This window comes from Saccharospirillum alexandrii (assembly GCF_043641555.1).
GTDB lineage: Bacteria > Pseudomonadota > Gammaproteobacteria > Pseudomonadales > Natronospirillaceae > Saccharospirillum > Saccharospirillum alexandrii_A.
On record NZ_JBHZRJ010000003.1, the window covers coordinates 223,965 to 237,642 of the forward strand.

Here is a 13,678-nt window from a genome sequence, read left to right on the forward strand (position 1 = left end):
CTCCTTGTTGTTAGGCGTCAGTAAGCTGGGTATCCAGCCTGAGCAAGGTGATTTTCAGTTGTTGGGCGGCGGCCAGTTTCAGTTCCTGTTCGGTCGAGTTATTGATGCGGGCGCGCAGCTGATCGAGCATCTGATCGGCACTTTTGCCGCTGGCAAAGACAATAAAAATGAAACCGTGCCGGTCCAGGTAGGCATGGTTTTCGTCGGCGAGCGCCTGCAAGGTCTCATTGCTGGCGCCGTCAACGCCCGACTGTTCCTGGCTGGAATGGCCGCGGCTGCTTTGGTATTTGGCACGCAAGGTATCCATATTGCCAATCATCGGGTGACCGTCGAAGGCTTCCCGCCAGTCGCGCTCGTTCATGGTAGCCCAGTGGTCTCTGGCGGCGCTCAGAACGGCGGCTTTGCTGGCAAACGGGGCGCTCTGTGTCATCCGTTCCACCCAGCGCTGGGCAGCGCACTGGCTGTGGAAGAAGTCGGCCCGTTCCTGGCTGCTGGCGTTGTTCAGGTCATCCAATGTCATGCGTCCTGTCCCTTTTTGGCTGTCTCGATGGCCGGGTCTGTGTTTGCTCTCTGGTCCCGGCTGCCCAGTGCCTGACCGGTTTTCCAGTTCAGTCCGGTGGTTTTCTTGCCAGAGTCTGCCGGGCGCTCTGCGTGCAAGCGATTCAGCAGTTGCGCTGCGATGGAAATCGCCACTTCAGCCGGTTGCTTGCCAGGTACGGCACTTAAACCCACAGGACAGATGACTCGTTTGATATCACTGTCGCTCCAGCCCCGGTGCGCCAGGCGTTGCTGAAAACGACGGGCTTTGGTGTCGGAACCGATCAACCCGATGTAGCCAAAGTCTGGCCGTTTCAGGGCGGCCTGCACCAGCTCGAAGTCCAGTTGGTGATTGTGGGTGATGATCAGCACCCAGGCGTTTTGAGGGGCGTCGGCAATGGCGTCTGCCGGGTGTTCCAGCGCCTCGCGCTGGATGCGTGCGTCGGAGTTTTGTGCCAGCCAGTCCGGTCGCGGGTCAACCCAGTGCAGATTGAGATCGAGCGGTGCCAGAATCGGCATCAGGTGCTGGGCAACATGACCGGCACCGAACACCAGCAGCGGCTGACCGACGGGTACCAGCACTTCATACAACAATTGGGTGGCACCGCCACAACATTGGCCGAGGCTGGCGCCGAGGCTGATGCTTTCGACTTCGGTGGCGTTTTTACCCGCTTTGAGCAGTTCGCGAGCCCGTTCTATGGCTTTGAATTCAAGATGGCCACCACCGATGGTGTCGAAATGCTCAGCGGCGGTAACGACCATTTTGGCAGCGGCGTCGCGCGGCGTGGAACCGGCCGTGCTCAGAACGGTAAGCAGTACCAGTGGCTCGCGGTTGTGCTGGCCCTGGTGCAAGGCGTCGTACCAGCGATGATGGTGTCTCATGATGCCTCTCGTGCCTGGTCGGCCAGCTGTTCCAGCGCGAACAGAACCTGCTCGGGCGTGGCCGGGGTGTTGAGTGCCGGGTTGATGCGATAGTCAGCGGTGCTGGCGATGGCATCGCGCAGCGCACACCAGACCGAGATTGGCAGCATCAGCGGCGGTTCGCCCACGGCCTTCGATTTGAAGACGGTGTCTTCCCGGTTCGGCTGGTCAAAGAGATCGACGTTGAAGATCGGCGGCGTATCGCCGATCGACGGAATCTTGTAGGTCGCCGGGCTGTTCGACAACAAACGGCCTTCGTCGTTCCACTTCAGTTCTTCGGTGGTCAGCCAGCCCATGCCCTGAATGAAGCCGCCCTCAATCTGGCCGATGTCGATAGCCGGATTCAAACTGTCGCCGACGTCGTGCAGGATATCGACCCGGTCGACGGCGTATTCGCCGGTCAGCGTATCGATGGTGACTTCCGAGCAAGAGGCGCCATAGGCGAAATACAGGAACGGACGACCTTTGCCGGTCTCGGCATCCCAGTGCAGTTTCGGGGTGCGGTAATAGCCAGTCGCAGACAATGAAATCCGGTTCATATAGGCCGTTTGCACCAGGTCGGCGAAGGTCAGTCGGTGTTCGCCAATCTGAACCTGCCCGTGATCAAATTCGATCTGATCCGGGCGCACCTTGTAATGGTCTGTCGCGAATTCGACCAGCCGCTGCTTGATGGTGCGGGCCGCATTCTGGGCTGCTGCACCGTTTAGGTCGGTGCCGCTCGACGCCGCCGTAGGCGAGGTGTTGGGTACCTTGTCGGTGCGGGTGGCCGACGATTGAACCGTGGCCAGCGGCACCGAGAATTCAGTGGCGACAATTTGCGCCACCTTGGTAAACAGACCCTGGCCCATTTCGGTGCCACCGTGGTTCAGATAAATGCTGCCGTCGGTGTACAGATGAATCAGCGCGCCGGCCTGGTTCAGGTGTTTGGCGGTGAAGGAAATGCCGAATTTGACTGGCGTCAGTGCCAGCCCTTTTTTGATGATGGGGCTGTGAGCATTGAAGTCGCGAATGGCGTCGCGGCGCGCCCAGTAGTCGGCACTGCGTTCGAGCCGGTCTATCAGCTCCGGCAAGATGTTGTCGGTCACCGTCATGTGATAGGGCGTGACGTTGCGGCCTTCGTCACCGTATAGATTGCGCTTGCGAATGGTCAGCGGGTCTTCACCCAGGTTACGGGCGATCCCATCCATCGCCGCTTCAATGGTCATCATGCCCTGGGGGCCGCCAAAACCCCGAAAGGCGGTGTTGGATGCGGTGTTGGTGCGACACCGGTAACCGGTGATATGGGCGTCATTCAGAAAGTAGCCGTTGTCGGCATGAAACATGGCCCGGTCGACAATGGCGTTCGACAGATCGGGAGAGAAGCCGCACAGGCCGTTAACCTCGATATCGGCCGCCTGAATGCGGCCCGAATCGTCATAGCCGAGCGTCCAGCGGTTAACAAAGGGGTGGCGCTTGCCGGTGGTGGTCATGTCCTGGCTGCGTGGCAGACGCAGTTTGACCGCACGCCCGGTCTTGCGGGCCAGCAGCGCCGCGATACAGGCCCATTGCGCCGCCTGAGTCTCCTTGCCACCAAAACCACCGCCCATACGACGGACATCAACGGTAACCTGGCTGAACGGAATGCCGAGTACCTCGGCCACCAGTTTTTGCACTTCACTCGGGTGCTGGCTGGAGGTGTACACCAGCATGCCGCCGTCTTCTTCGGGAATCACCAGGCTCACCTGGCCTTCTAGGTAAAAATGCTCCTGCCCGCCGATGTGGATCTCGCCACTGGTGGTGTGGGTAGCACTGGCCAGACCCGCCAGCGCATCGCCGCGACGAAATTGAACGGTATCGCCGACATAGGTTTCAGCGGCCCGTGCCTGATCGACCGTTAGAATGGCGTCACCCGGCGTGATGTCCCACTCGGCCAGCAGGGTGGCCTGGCGCGCCTGTTCGATGTTTTCAGCGGCGACGGCAAAAAGTGGCTGCCCGTGAAACAGGATTTGGCCATCAGCCAGAACGGGGTCGCCCGGGTAAACGGCACCAATGTCGGTGTGGCCGGGCACGTCGGCCAGCGTCAGTGTCGCGACGACTCCGGGTGCAGTGGCGACGTTATTGATGTCGAGCGAGTTTAGGGTGCCGGCCGCAATATCCGACAGCGCCACTGCCGCGTGCAGCAGGTTGGCCGGTTCTGGCAGGTCGTCCACATAGCGAGCCTGGCCACTGACCTGGCGGGCGGCACTTTCATGGGCGACGGCGGCACCGCGATGGCCCTGTGACACGGCTTCCGGCAAACGGGATTCAGTCAGCTTACGCATGGTCTAACCCTCCATGAGTGTGCACCCGGGTGCGGGTATCTGGCTGGGTCGTTTCGAGATGAAACCGCCTGAACAGATTGGCGGTAACCTGAATCCGGTAACGGGCGCTGGCGCGAACATCGTCAATAGGGGCCAGGGCGTCAGCGAGCGTCCGGCTGATGGCGTCAACAGCGACGGTTGGCCAGTGCTGCCCGATCAACTGGTCTTGCCAGTCGGCCAGCACCAGAGGCGTCGCCGCCAGGCCACCGAAGCCAGCGCGCAGGCAGGTGACGGTGTCGTTCGAGTCGGTCTCAAGGTAAAACACCACGCAAACGGTTGAGATATCGTCTTCGAAGCGTTTCGATATCTTATAGGCTCGCATCTGGCTGCCAGGCTGGCGGCGGGGCAGGTGAATGGTGTCGATCCATTCATCGTCGGCCAGAACAGTCTTGCGGTAGCCGGTAATCAGCTCGCTGACCGGCAGGGTTCGTTCGGTCTGGCCGTTGCTCAGGGTGACGGTTGCCCCCAGGGCTATCAGTAGTGGTGGCGTGTCGCCAATCGGCGACGCATTGCCCAGGTTGCCACCCAGGGTGCCCCGGTTCCGGATTGGCCGCGACCCGAGGCGCTCGAGCCATTCGCGAGCTTCGGGGTAGTCTGCCAGCAGTGCCGGTTCGAGATCGGTGTAGCTGACGGCAGCGCCGATGTGCAGGCCTTTGTCGTCAACGCTGATGTGGTTCAACTCAGCCACCTGGCTCAGATCGATCAGAGCGTTCAGGTTGGCCAGACGCTGGGTCTTTTCCAGCGCCAGGTCGGTACTGCCAGCACTGTATCGGGCGTCCGGTGCCTGCGCCCGGGCTTTGGCCAGATCCTGACGGGTCCTGGGTTGCCAGAAGCCGACCACATGGTCAGTTTTTGTTTCTTCCGGTAACACGGGCGTTTCCAGACTTCTCAATTCAGCTTCAATGTCGGCGATCTGAGCGCTGAAGGCATCGCCATGACGCTGTTCAAGCAAGGCCATGCCCGCATCGATAATTGGGCGGTAACCGGTGCAGCGGCAGAGGTTACCCGACAGGGCCGTTAAGACCGCCTCCCGGCTGGGTGCCACATCGCTGTGATAGAGCGCAAACAGGCTCATCACAAAGCCCGGCGTACAGAACCCGCACTGGGAACCATGGTGCTCCACCAACGCCTGCTGTACCGGGTGCAGGGCACCTGCCTGTTCCAGATGTTCAACAGTGAGTAACTGCTTGCCATGGAGGCTGTGCACGAAGGTTATGCAGCTGTTCAGGCTGCGGTAGCGCATGCCCTGATCGGTCAGTTCGCCAACCACCACTGTACAGGCGCCACAGTCACCGGAGGCACAGCCTTCTTTGGTACCGGTCAGATGCGCCTGCTCACGCAGGTAGTCCAGGACCGTGAGGTCGGGGTCGGTCTTGGCCAGAGTCACGGGCTGGCGATTTAAAAGAAAGTCGGTCATAGCGCCTCGCAAAGACAACCCGGCGGCATAATCCGGGCGCTCTTCGTTGTGATGTCGATTATTGCTTCTGAGAGCATGGCCTGCTCATTATGTAACGCTTGTTATGGCCAAACTCATAGCAAGTTCAAGGCCATAATATGACCGACTGGTCAGGAAAGGTAAAGCCCTGGTTAGCTGGCGCTGTCCAGCAACTTACTAACTCAAGTTTCGGAGTTCAGATCACCCGAGGGGTATTGGCCCGCGTCGGACACCGGGCTGGCCCCTGTGGGGTCGGCGTGAATCCATCCATGGAGCCTAGGCCGCAGCATCCCTGCTGCGGACTCCCCCACAGAGGCAAGCCCGGCATCCAACGCTAGTCTCTCTGGGAAACTCCAAAACTTGAGTTACTAAGTGAGCTTTGGTCACTGGGTACTAATTATCTGCACTAAATTGGTGCGATCGCTTAGAAAACGCCGTCAGCCAGTGCGGATGCTCGCCTGCTATGAGTTGTACAAGTGATGTCAGGCGTGCATTTGAAAGCTGCCGGTAGTCGAAATAGGGCGTCACAATCACCGCCTGTTCCGGGTGTTGAACAAAGGGATGCTCAGCGGGCAGCACCTGGTCATTTGCCATCCAGCCCAGGGAGCGCCCGTAAGTTTGGCCCATCACGATGCAAAGCTGACCGGGCTCGGGTATCCACTTTTGTTCAAACACCAATGCACAAGCCGAGTCTGTTTGCAGAAGGCGCTGTTCGCGGCAGGTTTGCCAGTCGGGTTCCAGCGGGGTCAGGCCGTGCAGTAGTTTAGCGTAGAGATTGAATATCTTGCGCCAGTGATTGCCGCCGGCTTGAGTTAGCTGTTCTAGCTGGTTCCGTACCAGAGGCAGAACCCCCTTTGAACGATCCGACTGAATACCCGGGGGCCTGTGTGGTGTGCATACCACGAGTAAGGGAGAGCGATCTCCAAGTCCGGATAAGCTGAACATTGCGAATAAGCTCCCCGTGCAATGAGTTAAAAATTGTCTAGCGTTGTAATTCGTGCCTAAATATTTGCATGCTGGTTGCGTCTGACTCAAGAAATACAGGAGATGTGTGTGAATCACCCGACCTTTGATCCCTCCTACCCCAGAGACCTGATTGGGTATGGCGCCCACCCGCCGAAAGCAAACTGGCCCGGTAACGCCCGTGTGGCGGTACAGTTTGTGATTAATTATGAGGAAGGAGGTGAGCAGTGCATTTTGCATGGTGACAGCGAGTCCGAACGGTTCCTGTCTGAAATCGTTGGGGCCGAGTCTTACGCAGACCGGCACCTGAGCATGGAAAGCCTGTACGAATACGGCAGCCGGGCCGGGTTCTGGCGGCTGCATCGTTTGTTCACCGAGCGAAACATTCCGGTGACGGTGTTTGGCGTGGCCATGGCCATGCAGCGTAACCCAGAGGCTGTGGAAGCCATGCTCAAAGCCGACTGGGAAATTGCCTCCCACGGTTACCGCTGGATTCATTATCAGCATGTCCCTGAATCGGTCGAGCGAGAGCACCTGGAGCGGGCGCTGGATATTCACCGCGCCATGACCGGTTCCACGCCAGCAGGCTGGTATCTCGGTCGAACCTCGCCGAATACCCTCAAGCTGATTGCCGAGCGCGACGACATGCTCTATTGCGCCGACAGCTATGCCGATGACCTGCCGTACTACGACCTGAACTACAGCCGCCCTTTGCTGATGGTTCCCTATACGCTGGATACCAATGACATGCGCTTTGCAACGCCTCAGGGTTTCAATAGCGGGGATCAGTTCTTCAGTCACCTGCGCGATGCATTCGATGTGCTGTACGAGGAAGGCGAGACAGCCCCGAAGATGCTGAGTATTGGGCTGCACTGTCGATTGGTGGGCCGGCCGGCCCGGCTGGCTGCATTAAGACGCTTTATTGATCATGTACTGGCGCACGACAACGTATGGGTGACCACCCGGGAAGCCATTGCCCGGCATTGGCTGGATGAACATCCGCTGAGCTAAAACAGAAAAAGCCGACCCAGGGGTCGGCTTTTTTTTTGACTCTCTTGCTTGTCTGGTGTGTCAGACCGGCTGAGTCAGCCAGTCTGACACCCAGAGTGCAAGTTATTAGACAGAGTAGTACATGTCGAACTCAACAGGGTGAGTGGTCATGTCCAGAGTGACGACGTCTTCACGCTTGAGCGCGATGTAGGCATCGATCATGTCGTCGTCGAATACACCACCGGCTTTCAGGAAGTCGCGATCCTGGTCCAGCGCGTCCAGTGCCTGAGTCAGGCTGCTGCACACGGTTGGGTAATCGTTCTGCTCTTCCGGCGGCAGGTCGTACAGATCCTTGTCGGCAGAATCGCCAGGGTGGATCTTGTTCTTGATGCCGTCGAGGCCTGCCATCAGGAAGGCAGAGAACATCAGGTACGGGTTTGCTGTCGGGTCACCGAAACGGACTTCGATACGCTTGGCCTTCGGCGAAGATACGTATGGAATACGGATCGATGCAGAACGGTTGCGAGCAGAGTAAGCCAGCATCACTGGTGCTTCAAAGCCAGGAACCAGGCGCTTGTACGAGTTGGTTGACGCATTGGCGAAAGCGTTCAATGCACGGGCGTGCTTGATGATGCCGCCAATGTAGAACAGCGCCATTTCGCTCATGCCTGCGTATTCGTCGCCGGCAAACTGGTTCACACCGTCTTTGGAGAAAGACATGTGAACGTGCATGCCGCTGCCGTTGTCGCCAACCAGAGGCTTGGGCATGAAGGTAGCGGTCTTGCCATAGGCATGAGCAACGTTGTGTACGCAGTATTTCAGGACCTGAACTTCGTCCGCTTTCTTGGTCAGGGTGTTGGCGCCAACACCGATCTCGCACTGACCGGCAGTGCCGACTTCGTGGTGGTGTACTTCAATTTCCAGACCCATGGATTCCATGGCATCGCACATGGCAGCACGCAGATCGTGCAGGCTGTCTACCGGAGGGACCGGGAAGTAGCCGCCTTTGACCTTCGGGCGGTGACCGAGGTTACCGTCTTCGAAAACGCGCTCTGAAGACCAGGCCGCTTCTTCGGAATCGATTTTGTAGAAAGATCCGGAAATATTAGAACCCCATTTTACGTCGTCAAACACGAAGAACTCGGGTTCCGGGCCAAACAGGGCGGTGTCGCCCAGGCCGGTAGAGGCCAGGTAGGCTTCAGCACGCTTGGCAACTGAGCGCGGGTCACGGTTGTAGCCTTCACCGGTTGAGGGTTCAACGATGTCACAACGCACAATAACCGTGGCGTCTTCAAAGAACGGATCGATCATGGAAGAAGAGTCGTCAGGCAGCAGAATCATGTCTGACTCGTTGATGCCTTTCCAGCCAGAAATAGAAGAGCCGTCGAACATTTTGCCTTCAGTGAAAAAGCTGTCGTCAACTTCCGAAGCAGGAATGGTGACATGCTGCTCTTTACCTTTGCTGTCTGTAAAGCGCATATCGACCCAACGTGCTTCGCATTCTGCAATCAGTTTCATCGTATGTTCTGACATGGTACGTCTCCAAGTTAAACGGCCGATGGCCGGTGAGCTTTGATTCAGTGTGACAAGTTCAGGTGACGACAGCAGCATCGCACAATCGTCTGCTGTTTTCACCGGCTAACCACCTGGTTGATGCCAGGGCACCTGTTAGGCCAGGCTGGAAAGCCGTTGGAATCTGAGCACTAACTGTGTGCACTGGTTTAGCAAGGCCTGTGCCAGCCCAATTGAGCGCCAGGGTATCGGGGTTTCCAGCGGGTCCAGGGCCGTTTCAAAGGTTTTTGGTGCACTGTAGTGGTGCGCAATTCCGATCACTGCACTGTGGTAGGGCACTGATTTGGTGCGTTTTGATCAAATCGTGCCGGAAAACAGGGCGGAGCGCATTTTTTTTGAGTAAGTGGCTCTGCAGCTTGTCCGCAACGGTTTGTAACCCGGCGTGAAAAACGACGGGCGGGCAGGTATAATCCCGCGCCCTTTCCTGCTGAGTGATCTTTGATCAGTTATGAAGTTTGTAACCAAGTTGTTTCCGGAAATCACCATTAAGACGCGGCCCGTACGCAAGCTGATGGTTAAAAGCCTGGCGCAGAACATGCGCAATGTCTTGCGTCGTATCTGTCCGGAGGTGGTGGTCCGTAACGACTGGGACAGCATCATAGTGCGTACCCCCGAGGCAACGACTGAGGAAGTAAACCAGGCTGTCGCGGTGGCGCTGGAGTGCATTCCCGGTATCGCTCAGGTCAGCTCGGTACTGCAATTTGAGCTCGGTGACTTCGACCAGATTCTGGCCAACACCGAATCCGTTTGGGGTCAGGAGCTGGCGGGTAAAACCTTCTGCGTGCGGGTTAAGCGCAATGGTAATCACGACTTTACCTCGGTTGAACTCGAGCGCTATGTAGGTGGCGGTCTGAACCAGCGTACCGAAGCCGCTGGCGTTCGCCTGAAAGATCCGGACGTTGTGGTTAAGCTGGAAATCAAACACGACCGCCTCTTTGTGGTGCAGCAACAGCGCCCCGGTTTGGGAGGCTACCCGCTGGGCACGCAGGAAGAGGTGATGACGCTGATGTCCGGCGGGTTTGATTCTACCGTAGCGGCACACCAGATGATCCGGCGCGGCGTGAAAAGCCACTTTTTGTTTTTTAATCTGGGCGGCTCGGCGCACGAAAATGGCGTGAAAGAAGTCAGTTATTACCTTTGGAAAAAGTACGGCAGCTCGCATCGGGTATTGTTTGTATCGGTACCGTTCGAGGCGGTGGTTGAGGCCATCCTGACCCAGGTACCGGATCGCTACATGGGTGTGGTGCTGAAACGCATGATGATGCGTGCAGCAGAGAGCGTTGCAACCGATCTGGGCATTCCCGCCGTGGTAACCGGTGAAGCACTGGCACAGGTCTCCAGCCAGACGCTGCCGAACCTGAGTCACATCGATGAGGTAACGGACTTGTTGGTGCTGCGCCCGCTGATAGTGACCGGCAAGCCAGACATCATCGATCAGGCCCGCGCCATTGGCACGGCCACCTATGCGGAAAAGATGCCAGAGTTCTGCGGTGTGATTTCACGCAAACCCAATGCAGCCTGCAAGCGTGCCGATGTTCAGGCGGCAGAAGCTGATTTTGACTGGGCCGTGCTCGATGAGGCAATCGCCAACGCAACGCGTGAAAGCATTGAAACCCTGACCTGGCATTCCCAGGATGACCTGTCGATGGGCATTAACACGGTGTCGGACGCGAACCGGGCGGTCGTCATCGATGTGCGCCACCCGACGGAAGCCGACGATGCACCCCTGCCCACCACCGACGCGACCGTCGTGCAAATTCCCTTCTACAGCCTGAATCGCAAATTCGCCGAATTGGATCAAGACCAGCAATATTTGTTGTATTGCGACAAGGGCGTCATGAGCAAGCTGCACGCCATGCATTTGCAGGACGCTGGCTTCACTAACGTTGGGGTTTACTCACCAGGCCGTTGAATGTGATTGGGTGGTTCGGGCAATTTGCTTCGGTGGTTCTTTTTGCTTCCTGTTGAATACCATTTGTTGCCATGAGCCCGGGGTGCAGGCCGATGTCATTTCGCCCGCGTTCAGAGGCACATCCCTGTGCCGCTGACCGGGACGCGGGCGTCCTGCCCGCTGCTGCATGACATCACCCTGCACCCCTTTGGTTGGTGGACATTTCAGGCTGGTGCCATGAGTTCGAAATTCGTTTTGATTTAACCTCAAGTACTCCAAGGAGCATCAGGTGCGTCTACTGGAGGTCGTTAGACAACATGGATGTTGTCTCCGAGTCCCCATGGATGGGTTCACGACGTACCTCCAGTAGACGTACCTGATGCTCCGATTGGCACCATTGCACATGCAGCCACAAAGGGAAATTTAGCCGCGAATTTCTAACTCATGGCACTAGCCGACCCGTGCCGGCTCCCTGGCCAATTCCTCTATCCAGCCGCGCAACACCTTGCCAGTGACGTCGACGTCTTCGGCGGTGACCGCTTCATCGGGGTGGTGGCTGATGCCTTTTTCGCAACGCATGAACAGCATGGCGACGGGGCAGAGCGCGGCCATGGCCATGGCGTCGTGGCCGGCGCCGCTGACCAGGTAGCGGGGGCGAATGCCTTCCGCTTCGATGGCGCTGGCCAGGGCCAGTTGCAGGTGGTCGGCGCAGCTGACGGCCGGGGCAGCGTGGGTTTCCTGCCATTGCATCTGGATGCCGCGCTCGTGACAGGCGACTCTGGCGGTGTCCCAGATCATGGTTAGGGCGGCGTCGCGTTCGCTGTCCTGCTCGCTGCGAATGTCGAGGCTGAAGCTGGCTTGCCCGGCGATAACGTTGACCGCGCCCGGTTGTGCACTCATGCGGCCTACGGTCGCCACGACGCCATGCTCGCGCGCGACGCGTTCGACGACGAGGGTGATTTCAGCCGCTGCGGCCAGCGCATCCTGACGCAAGTGCATCGGGACCGTGCCAGCATGGCCGGCCATGCCGGTCAGTTCGATGTTGAAGCGTCGTGCGCCGGCGATGGCGGTGACGATGCCGACTGGCAAGTCTTCCGATTCCAGCACCGGGCCCTGCTCGATGTGCATTTCCAGAAAGGCGATGGGCGGCGTGGCAGTGCGAGCCGCTTTGCTGACCTCGTTGTAGTTCAGGCCAAAGGCTTCAAAGGCTTCGGGCAGGCTTTCACCGTTGGCGTCGTTCAGCGTTTCCCATTTGGCGTCCCAGGTGCCAGCGATGGCCCGGCTGCCGAGCAGGGTGGCGCCAAAGCGAGTGCCTTCTTCGTCGCCGAAACCGACCAGATCGAGATGAAACGGCAGCGTGATGCCGTCTTTTTTCAGGGATTCAATAACCAGTAGCGGTAGCACAACACCCAGGATGCCGTCGTAAATACCACCGTTGGGGACGGTGTCGAGGTGAGAGCCAATGACGACCGTTGGTGCTTCGGGGTTGGCGGCGGGTAGCCGGCCCCATTGGTTGCCGGCTTCGTCCTGCCAGCTTTGCAGGCCAATGTCCTGCATCCAGCCAGCGACCTTGTCGTTGGCCAGGCGATGTTCGCGTGTCAGGTAGCGGCGATCCATCAGGCCGGGTGTTTGGGTCAGTTCGGCAAGCTCATCGCACCATGATAGTGCGCGTTCGCCCAGGGTGTTCATGGTGTCATTCCTTGTTCTGCGTTTTGGTAGACTTGGTATGCAGCGTCTGTGGCGGCGCCTGCGGTCAGGGTGTGTCCGGCGCGGCGCAGGGTGTTTTCCAGCGCGGCGAGGGTGACCAGCACGGCATCGGTACGGGCGTTGTAGCCCATGGTGCCCAGGCGCCAGACTTTACCTTTTAACGGGCCGAAACTGGTGCCGATTTCGATGTTGTAATCGTTCAGCAGGGTGCTGCGCACGGCCTCGCCGTCGACACCCTCAGGTATGTAGACGGCGCAGACGTTGTTCATTTTATGGCGCAGGTCGCCGAAGGGCTTGAGGTTCATGGCGATCAGCCCGGCTAGCATGGCATCGCCCTGTACCCGGTGCCGGGCAATGCTGGCGTCGAGCCCTTCTTCCAGCAACACCTGGCCGCATTCGCGTGCGCAATACAACATGCTGGTGGCTTCGGTGTGGTGGTTGAGGCGTTTCTCGCTCCAGTAGTCGAGAATCATCGGCAGGTCGAAGTAGTTGGAGCGAATGCGCGGGCCCAGGGCGTCGGTATCGTCTTCGGTACGGATGCCCGCTTCGATGTGGTGGCGACGTCTTATGGTTTTAACAAAGCGGTCGCTCAGGGTAATGGGCGCAATACCGGACGGGCCGCCCAGGCATTTCTGCAGGCCTACCGACACCGCATCGAGCCCCCATTCGTCGACTTTCAGTGGGTTACCGCCGATTGACGCGGTCGCATCGCAGTAGAACAGGGTGTCGTATTTCCGGCACAGGCTGCCCAGGTGTTCCAGTGGCTGCAGCATGGTGGTGGAGGTATCACCCTGCACCGTAGCCAGCAGTTTGGGCCGGATTCGCGCCAGTGCTTCCTCGATCACCTCCGGTTCGAACACTTCCCCCCAGGGTACTTCAAGAGTATGTACCTCGGCGCCAGCCCGTTCGGCAATTTCGGTCAGCAGGTGCCCGAAACGGCCGAAAATGGGCACCAGTACTTTATCGCCGGGTTCGATCACCGAAACCATGACCGCTTCTATGCCGGCTCGGGCGGTGCCGTCGACCATCAATGTCCACTGGTTGCCGGTTTCAAACACCTGACGGTACAGCGCCATTACGTCGTTCATGTATCCCGTCATAACCGGGTCGTACTGGCCAATCAGCTGCGTGGACAGAGCGTTGAGTACACGCGGGTAGGCATTGATCGGGCCGGGACCCATCAGTAGGCGGGGTGGGGGCGACAGTCGGGAATGGGCTGGCGATGGCATGGGGCGCGGCTCCGGAAGGTTATTGTCGGCTTAATGTAACATCTGTTTCTCTTAAGATAAAATGAAACATATGTTTCTAACTGGTTGTGCTGTT

10 protein-coding genes are annotated in these 13,678 nt (G+C 58.5%); 2 read left to right on the forward strand and 8 right to left on the reverse strand.

Going from position 1 to position 13,678, the window contains the following annotated elements; genetic code table 11:
* Positions 1-10: 10 nt before the first annotated feature.
* The 5 genes from uraD to ACHUE7_RS11365 all read right to left on the reverse strand — a co-directional run bounded on the left by uraD (position 11) and on the right by ACHUE7_RS11365 (position 6,177).
* Complete coding sequence (uraD, locus tag ACHUE7_RS11345) at positions 11-520, reverse strand: 2-oxo-4-hydroxy-4-carboxy-5-ureidoimidazoline decarboxylase (protein ID WP_394170061.1); 510 nt, start codon at positions 518-520, stop codon at positions 11-13.
* Positions 517-1,419, reverse strand: coding sequence for a xanthine dehydrogenase accessory protein XdhC (gene xdhC / locus ACHUE7_RS11350; RefSeq protein ID WP_394170062.1), 903 nt, complete (start codon positions 1,417-1,419; stop codon positions 517-519). Before xdhC ends, uraD begins: the two co-directional genes overlap by 4 nt.
* Positions 1,416-3,758 (reverse strand): xanthine dehydrogenase molybdopterin binding subunit, encoded by a 2,343-nt coding sequence (gene xdhB, locus ACHUE7_RS11355; RefSeq protein WP_394170063.1) that lies wholly within the window; start codon positions 3,756-3,758, stop codon positions 1,416-1,418. Before xdhB ends, xdhC begins: the two co-directional genes overlap by 4 nt.
* Positions 3,751-5,214, reverse strand: a complete 1,464-nt coding sequence (xdhA, locus tag ACHUE7_RS11360) for a xanthine dehydrogenase small subunit (RefSeq protein WP_394170064.1) — start codon at positions 5,212-5,214, stop codon at positions 3,751-3,753. The genes xdhB and xdhA overlap by 8 nt, the downstream gene beginning before the upstream one ends.
* Positions 5,215-5,625: 411 nt before the next feature.
* Positions 5,626-6,177, reverse strand: a complete 552-nt coding sequence (locus ACHUE7_RS11365; protein WP_394170065.1) for a DUF6942 family protein — start codon at positions 6,175-6,177, stop codon at positions 5,626-5,628.
* A 108-nt stretch (positions 6,178-6,285) separates the two neighbouring features.
* Here ACHUE7_RS11365 and puuE point away from each other — a divergent pair, with 108 nt between their 5' ends.
* Complete coding sequence (gene puuE, locus ACHUE7_RS11370) at positions 6,286-7,206, forward strand: allantoinase PuuE (RefSeq protein WP_394170066.1); 921 nt, start codon at positions 6,286-6,288, stop codon at positions 7,204-7,206.
* A 105-nt stretch (positions 7,207-7,311) separates the two neighbouring features.
* Here puuE and glnA read toward each other — a convergent pair whose 3' ends face one another.
* Entirely contained in the window at positions 7,312-8,718 is a 1,407-nt protein-coding gene (gene glnA, locus ACHUE7_RS11375; RefSeq protein ID WP_394170067.1) for a glutamate--ammonia ligase, read from the reverse strand.
* Positions 8,719-9,205: 487 nt separating this feature from the next.
* Here glnA and thiI point away from each other — a divergent pair, with 487 nt between their 5' ends.
* Positions 9,206-10,669, forward strand: a complete 1,464-nt coding sequence (thiI, locus tag ACHUE7_RS11380; protein ID WP_394170068.1) for a tRNA uracil 4-sulfurtransferase ThiI — start codon at positions 9,206-9,208, stop codon at positions 10,667-10,669.
* Between the two features lie 429 nt (positions 10,670-11,098).
* Here thiI and ACHUE7_RS11385 read toward each other — a convergent pair whose 3' ends face one another.
* Both ACHUE7_RS11385 and ACHUE7_RS11390 read right to left on the reverse strand, forming a co-directional pair.
* On the reverse strand, positions 11,099-12,337 hold the full coding sequence (locus ACHUE7_RS11385; RefSeq protein WP_394170069.1) for an allantoate amidohydrolase: 1,239 nt from the start codon (positions 12,335-12,337) through the stop codon (positions 11,099-11,101).
* Positions 12,334-13,584 (reverse strand): pyridoxal-phosphate-dependent aminotransferase family protein, encoded by a 1,251-nt coding sequence (locus ACHUE7_RS11390; protein WP_394170070.1) that lies wholly within the window; start codon positions 13,582-13,584, stop codon positions 12,334-12,336. The genes ACHUE7_RS11385 and ACHUE7_RS11390 overlap by 4 nt, the downstream gene beginning before the upstream one ends.
* Between the last annotated feature and the right edge of the window lie 94 nt (positions 13,585-13,678).